This is a genomic window from Desulfurella sp. (genome assembly GCF_023256235.1).
Taxonomy (GTDB): domain Bacteria; phylum Campylobacterota_A; class Desulfurellia; order Desulfurellales; family Desulfurellaceae; genus Desulfurella.
This window is the reverse complement of record NZ_JAGDWY010000075.1, coordinates 21,629-28,043: the sequence shown is the minus strand read 5'-3', so window position 1 is coordinate 28,043 and position 6,415 is coordinate 21,629. Positions and strand designations below refer to the sequence as shown.

Genomic DNA, 6,415 nt, shown 5'->3' with positions numbered 1-6,415 from the left:
AGTTTACCTTTTGTAATAGTTTTTAGCGTTTGCAATACATTTTTTATAGCATCATCTGTGTGTGCATAATCTACAACAGCAGCTTTACCATTTTTTATAAACTTTTCAAGCCTTCCGGGCACATTTTTAAAATTGTAAAGTGCTTGAAGTACTTGCGTTTTTGGTTTGCCAAAAAAAACACTGCAGCCAACTGCTGCCATGATGTTGTATATGTTATATATGCCAATCAAGTTTGATTGTATTTCATAGACATCACCAAAAACATTGAGTTTTAGATAAATCCCGTTTATATCAAATTCATAGTATAGAGGATAAATGTCAGAGTCTTTAAAACCGTAAGATATTGTGAAGCCTTTTTTAAATAGTGTTTTCCCCAAATCATCATCAACATTTACCACCCTAAAATCATTTTCTTTAAAAAAAGCAGCTTTTGCTTTTGCATAATTTTCCATAGTTTGATAAAAATCTAGGTGATCTTGACTTAAATTAGTAAAAACCTTTAGTTTAAAATCTATGCCTTCTATGCGATCAAATGTTACTGCATGTGAGGATACCTCCATAAACACATAATCAACATTAGGCATCATTTCAAGCAATATTTTATTTAAATCAATGGATTCTGGCGTTGTGTTTTCTAATTTTTTTACAACATGATTAAAACGATACCCTGTTGTGCCAATTATGCCACTTTTTTCAAATATTTCTTTAAGTAAATATGTGGTTGTGGTTTTTCCGTTTGTACCGGTAATGCCTACTACGTTTAGCTTATTTGATGGTTGATTGTAAAAGTAATTTGCGATTTTCCCCATGCATTTGCGGATATCTTTGACTTCTATACAATTTTCGATATCACTGCAATCTTGTGATACTACTGCTATTGCTTTTTTTGAAAATGCATCTTTGATAAATAATCTACCATCGGTTTTTTGTCCTTTTATTGAAAAAAACAAAAAACCTTTATTAACCTTTCTTGAATCATACGCAAGACCTTTTATTTCTTTATTTTTTAAATAATCTGGTACTTGAGAGTTACAAATATTTTCGATGTCACCTAATAACATTACCACTCCCTTCAATTTTGTAATATGCAGCAAGCATTGAAACCAGTTTTGCAACAACAGGTGCTGCTACTTCACCACCATAGTTTACACCTTTTGGATCAAAAACGGTAACTAAAATAACAAACTGAGGGTTATCAATTGGAAATATACCTACAAAACTACCCGTGTAATCGTTTAAGCTGTATCCACCTTTGTGTGAAGCTACTTGAGCTGTGCCTGTTTTACCGCCTATTGCATAATATTGAATTTTAGCGTTTGTGCCTGTGCCTTCTTCTACAACTAATTTTAAAATTTGCTTTACCTTTTCAATTGTTTGTGGCAAAAGTATTTGCTTTTTTGTTTCTTTGTGTTTGTACAAAATTTTTTTGTCTTTTTCAATATAATTAACTATATAAGGATTTACCAGATATCCGCCATTTGCTATAGCAATGTAGGCTCTAACAATTTGAATAGCACTTACGCCAATTCCTTGTCCAAAAGCCATTGTTGCTAAATCAAAAGGTTTTAAGTTTACGTAGTCTTTTACAAGTCCGTCTGCTTCGCCTGGCAGGTCAATGCCTGTTTTTTTGCCAAAACCAAAAGCCCACAAATACTTATAAAAAATTTCTTTGTTTTCTTTTAGCGCAATTTTTGCAGAGCATATATTGCTTGAGTATGCAAAAACTTTATCAAATGGCAAATCGCCATTTTTTTCAACATCTGATATTACGTGACCAGAAAATTTCCATTTGCCGTTTTCACAAAACAATGTTTCGTTGCCAGTAAATGTATTTGAATCTAAGGCACTTGACATTGTCACAATCTTAAATATACTTCCTGGTTCAAACATGTAATTGATAGGATTATTTCTAATATTAACATAATCGTAATTGTAAAATTTATTATTATCATAGCTTGGTACACTATCTAATGCAACAATAGCACCATCTGGTTTTGCAATTATACCAATTACCATTTTTGCCTGTCTTTCTTTTAAAGTTTCTTTTAGTAAAAAATGAAGGTAATTTTGAATATCTACGTTTATTGTGAGGTGTAGGTTTGCTCCATCTAAAGGTTTTTTTAAAAACTCAAAGTTACCATATGGCGTAATTTTAACTTTTTGCTTTATATTTTGGCCTGAAAGAAAGATGTCATATTCTTTTTCTAATCCTTCAAGACCGTGTTTACTACTACCGCAAAAGCCAACAACTTGCGACACATTATTTGCGTATGGGTAAAATCTGGAATAATTTTTAATTAGACCAAATCCTTTTGGTAAATTGGCTCTAACCCATTCAAAATCTTTAGGCTTAATCGTACCAATATTAAAATATCGTGTATTTTTGTTTTGCTCGATTATATTTTTTATGTTAAGTTGAAAGTGAGAATTGATATAATTAAAAAAGTTTTTATCATCGGTTTTATTATATTCAGTATAAAATTTTGGGTCTACAAACAACTGATAAGATGGAATATCCAACGCAAGCGTTTTGTTGTTACAATCATAAATATACCCTCTTTTACCCTGAATATATATTAGTGGCTCAACACATTTTGCATAAGCAAGTCTATAGTTTTTGTTATCTACTATTTGAACCAAAAAAGCCTTAAAAGCAACCAAAAAAAATCCAGCTATAATTAAAAAAAATAAAAAATTAAAACGTGTTTTTTTCACTGATAAAACATTAACTGGCTTGTATTTATAGGTTTTAAACCAAGCTTACTTGCTTGAATTAACTCTTTATCTGTACCAAGCAGATGGTCAGATTTTTTTAAAAGTGCCGCTTTTTCTATTTGCAAGTTTTTAAGTATTTTTTCTTGATAACTAATATTGTAATTTAACACAGATGCTTTAAGAGCAATAATTACATTTAGCATAATTAAAAATAAAAAAATAGAGCTTAAAATTAATAATCTTTTGCTTAAAACAATTGGAGCAAAACTAACGGATTCCTGTGTTGTTTCAAAAGTTTTGGTATTTTCAAGCCAATAATTCGAGTAATCAATCATTTATTACCTCCAATTTTTCAACGCATCTTAATTTTGCGCTGCGAGATCTTGGATTTTCATTAATTTCTTGCAAAGATGGTACAATAGGTTTTTTTGTAAGAATGGATAAAATTTTTTGTTGTGAAAAATTTTTAAAAGTGTCTTTAATAATTTTATCTTCAAGCGAATGAAAACTGATTACAACTAATCTTGAGTGTGGCTTTAATAGTTTAATTGCGCTATTTAAGCCTTTTTTTAAACTATCAAGTTCTGAATTTACTACAATCCTTAGTGCTTGAAATGTTTTTGTTGCAGGGTGAATCTTTTTATAAAAGTGTGCCGGTACAGCTTCTTTTACAATTTTAGCAAGCTCAATTGTAGTTTCAATTGGTGCTTTTAATCTACTTTCTTCAATTTTTAAAGCAATTCTTTTTGCAAACCGCTCTTGACCATAATTGCGAATAATTTGTTCTAGTTCCTGTCTGCTCCAATTGTTAATAATTTCTCTTGCACTTAGTGGATTATCTTTATTCATTCTCATATCAAGAGGTCCATCTTTTAAAAAACTAAATCCTCTTTGTGCATCATCTAGCTGAAAAGAAGCCACACCAATGTCCATTATTATTCCATCAAATAAATCAAAGCCCATTCCTTTAAGTAAACTATAGCAATTTGAAAAATTTTCTTTTACAACAACAAGTCTATCTTTGTAAACTTCTTTTAATTTTAGAGCAATTTCAATTGCTGTAGGATCCTGGTCAAAAGCCACTACAACACCGTCTGGAGCGCTAAGTTTTAATAATTGTTCGGTGTGTCCGCCTCCACCAAATGTTAAATCTAAATACATCGAACCTCTCTTTGGTTGTAAAAACTCCATTGATTCTGCTAGTAAGACACTTTTGTGTATCACAGTTTTATGCCCAGACTTTCAATTTCTTGAGCTAATTTTTCTTCATCTTGCATTAATAAATCCATTTCCTGCTGCCAATTTTGGGCAGACCATAATTCTATATGGTCTAAATTACCAAGCACTACAATATTTTTTTCTATATTTGCTAACTGTCGCAAAGTTTGAGGTATAATTATTCTTCCTTGCGAATCAAGGTTTACATCAATTGCACTAGAAAAAAACATTCGTTTAAATCTACGTGCAGATTTATTTGTTAAAGGCAAATTTAATGCTTTTGATTCTAATTCTTCCCATATATTTTTAGGATAGGCGTATATGGATTGGTCAAAAAATGTCATAACTAGCACGTTAACACCACTTCCTTTTAAGGTTTCTAAAAACTTAGAAGGTATTTTTATTCTACCTTTATCATCTAAAATGCACTCAAAACGTCCTCTTAGCATTCCACTTTATTCCACTTCATTCCACTTTACATATATTTAATTGAATTGTCAACAAAAAAATAAATAAATTAATGCAAGTAACGGTATATTTATTAAAGCATATTATATTTTAAAAAAACATTGAATATAAAGCATATTTTATTGACTAATGAAAGTTTTTTTGGTACATTCCAATCAATTATGGAAAAATTTTACACAAAGAAAACCTTTATATCATCATTAGCTTTATCCATATTTGTCAACGTAATATTTTTTGCACTTGGCATTAAGCTTTTAAGCGGATTTTATAAGCCTATAAAAAAACCCATTGAAGTTGTTTTGTTAGGAATTAGCCAACCAAAAACAGATGATAAAATTTTACATGTAAAAAACAAAACTTTAGCTCAAAAAAAGCAAAATATTTTAATCAGTCAGAAATCGATTCCAAAAGAAAAAATCAATAATAAGGTATTTCCAAAACAAGAAATACAAAAAACAGGTGATTTAAAAACTGCTGACAAAACAGATAAAATTGAAAAAACAAACAATGCAATTGTTCGTCCAGATACAATTAGTAACAATGAATCTAATACTAAAAGTTCTAAAGGTACTGCTGTTCAAACTACTCAAAACATTCAAACCACCCAAGCAACAAATTCTTTTCAAAGTGCTTCAAGGGAAGATTACACATTTTTAAGAAAACTAATAGAAGAACACCTGAAATACCCTTATTTAGCAAGAAGGAATTCCTATGAAGGTACAGTTGTCATTTCTTTTCTTATAGATAATGGGATAATAAAGGATATTGAAATTGTAAAAAGTTCAGGATATTCCATTTTAGATAAAAGCGCAATGAAAGCAATCAAAAAAATAGAGCCACTTGTTAAATTAGATAAAAATGTAAAAATTGTTATACCTATTAATTTTAAGTTAAATAATTCTTGATTTAGGAGAAAAAATGAATGTAGTAGAATTTATGAAAAACAACGATCAGGTCAGTAAATGGCTTGGTATCGAAGTAATTGAAGCAAAAGAAGGCTATGTTTGTACACAAATGCTTGTAAGAAAAGATATGTTAAACGCTGCGGGTGTTTGCCATGGGGGTGTAATTTTTTCTTTATCTGACTATACATTTGCTGTTGCTTCAAATATTTATGGCAATACTGCACTTGCAATATCAGCAAACATTAATTTTGCAAACGCAGCCAAGCAAGGCGATATACTTATTGCAACAGCCAAAGAATTAAATAGAACAAAAAAAATTGGTATTTATTCAATTATAATTGAGAGAAAATCCGATAAAAAGCTAATAGCTCTATTTAGTGGGCAAGTTTATATCAAGTCCGAAAAAATCGTTAAGGATCAATATAATTGATTTTTAGCATAAATTGTTTACAATCCATATTTGGAGAGGTGGCCGAGTGGTTGAAGGCGGCTGACTCGAAATCAGCTGAAGGCAATTTTGCCTTCCGCAGGTTCGAATCCTGTCCTCTCCGCCAGATTTTTACATAAACTTTGCTTTTTGCTTGATTTTTGATTTTTGGTGTAAGCAATATAAAAATGGCTAAGCCCTAAGGGTTGCGACGAGCCTTTTTGGGTATAAAAGCAGCTCAAGGGCACTTATTATATCACATACTACAATATCGCTGTTTTGAAGTGCTTCGATGTTTGCACCTTCTTTGCCAATTACGCAAATACCCAATTTAGCATATTTTAGCATAAGTGAGTCATTTTTGCCGTTTCCTATAGCTACTAAATTTGAAAGCCCGATTGATTTTGCATAATCTAATTTAAATGTTGTCTGGTCGATTAATGGCGCAATAATGGTTTTGACATTCAAGCCTTTTAACTGTTCTTTAGCGCTTGAAAAAGTATCGCCTGTAACAATATGAATGTCAAATGCTTTAGATAGGTTTTCTAAAATGCCTTTAGTTTCTTTTATTAGTACTCCGTTTGTTGCCAGCGTGCCGTTAAAGTCTAATATTATGCGTTTTAAGACAATTTTGCCTACACCCAAAATTTCAATTTCCATATTTTTCCTCCAATTTATTAAT

The 6,415-nt window shown here is 30.7% G+C and carries 8 protein-coding genes and 1 tRNA gene; 3 read left to right on the top strand and 6 right to left on the bottom strand.

What is annotated here, in order from left to right:
• The 5 genes from Q0C22_RS08295 to mraZ form a co-directional block, all read right to left on the bottom strand.
• The coding region (locus tag Q0C22_RS08295) for a Mur ligase family protein (protein ID WP_291493666.1) at positions 1 to 1,061 on the bottom strand (1,061 nt) is incomplete at its 3' end.
• Positions 1,048 to 2,715: a penicillin-binding protein 2 gene (locus Q0C22_RS08290; protein WP_291493664.1), complete on the bottom strand. Its 1,668-nt coding sequence runs from the start codon at positions 2,713 to 2,715 to the stop codon at positions 1,048 to 1,050. The genes Q0C22_RS08290 and Q0C22_RS08295, both read right to left, overlap by 14 nt.
• Complete coding sequence (locus Q0C22_RS08285) at positions 2,712 to 3,050, bottom strand: hypothetical protein (protein ID WP_291493662.1); 339 nt, start codon at positions 3,048 to 3,050, stop codon at positions 2,712 to 2,714. The genes Q0C22_RS08290 and Q0C22_RS08285 overlap by 4 nt, the downstream gene beginning before the upstream one ends.
• Entirely contained in the window at positions 3,043 to 3,939 is an 897-nt protein-coding gene (gene rsmH / locus Q0C22_RS08280; RefSeq protein ID WP_291493660.1) for a 16S rRNA (cytosine(1402)-N(4))-methyltransferase RsmH, read from the bottom strand. Before rsmH ends, Q0C22_RS08285 begins: the two co-directional genes overlap by 8 nt.
• Positions 3,936 to 4,382, bottom strand: a complete 447-nt coding sequence (mraZ, locus tag Q0C22_RS08275; protein WP_291493658.1) for a division/cell wall cluster transcriptional repressor MraZ — start codon at positions 4,380 to 4,382, stop codon at positions 3,936 to 3,938. Before mraZ ends, rsmH begins: the two co-directional genes overlap by 4 nt.
• A 180-nt stretch (positions 4,383 to 4,562) precedes the next feature.
• Between mraZ and Q0C22_RS08270 the strand changes: the two genes are divergently transcribed.
• From Q0C22_RS08270 to Q0C22_RS08260, 3 genes are all read left to right on the top strand, one after another.
• Positions 4,563 to 5,306, top strand: coding sequence for an energy transducer TonB (locus Q0C22_RS08270; protein ID WP_291493656.1), 744 nt, complete (start codon positions 4,563 to 4,565; stop codon positions 5,304 to 5,306).
• A gap of 13 nt (positions 5,307 to 5,319) precedes the next feature.
• On the top strand, positions 5,320 to 5,736 hold the full coding sequence (locus tag Q0C22_RS08265; protein WP_291493655.1) for a hotdog fold thioesterase: 417 nt from the start codon (positions 5,320 to 5,322) through the stop codon (positions 5,734 to 5,736).
• A gap of 32 nt (positions 5,737 to 5,768) precedes the next feature.
• A tRNA-Ser gene (locus Q0C22_RS08260) sits at positions 5,769 to 5,860 on the top strand.
• Positions 5,861 to 5,925: 65 nt separating this feature from the next.
• Here the strand turns inward: Q0C22_RS08260 and Q0C22_RS08255 are convergent.
• Positions 5,926 to 6,393, bottom strand: coding sequence for an HAD family hydrolase (locus tag Q0C22_RS08255; RefSeq protein ID WP_291493653.1), 468 nt, complete (start codon positions 6,391 to 6,393; stop codon positions 5,926 to 5,928).
• Positions 6,394 to 6,415: the final 22 nt, after the last annotated feature.

Bases quoted from the DNA above. Each gene is read 5' to 3' on its own strand.
- Q0C22_RS08285 (WP_291493662.1), bottom strand. From the start codon at position 3,050: ATGATTGATTACTCGAATTATTGGCTTGAAAATACCAAAACTTTTGAA.
- mraZ (WP_291493658.1), bottom strand. From the start codon at position 4,382: ATGCTAAGAGGACGTTTTGAGTGCATTTTAGATGATAAAGGTAGAATA.
- Q0C22_RS08270 (WP_291493656.1), top strand. From the start codon at position 4,563: ATGGAAAAATTTTACACAAAGAAAACCTTTATATCATCATTAGCTTTA.
- Q0C22_RS08265 (WP_291493655.1), top strand. From the start codon at position 5,320: ATGAATGTAGTAGAATTTATGAAAAACAACGATCAGGTCAGTAAATGG.
- Q0C22_RS08255 (WP_291493653.1), bottom strand. From the start codon at position 6,393: ATGGAAATTGAAATTTTGGGTGTAGGCAAAATTGTCTTAAAACGCATA.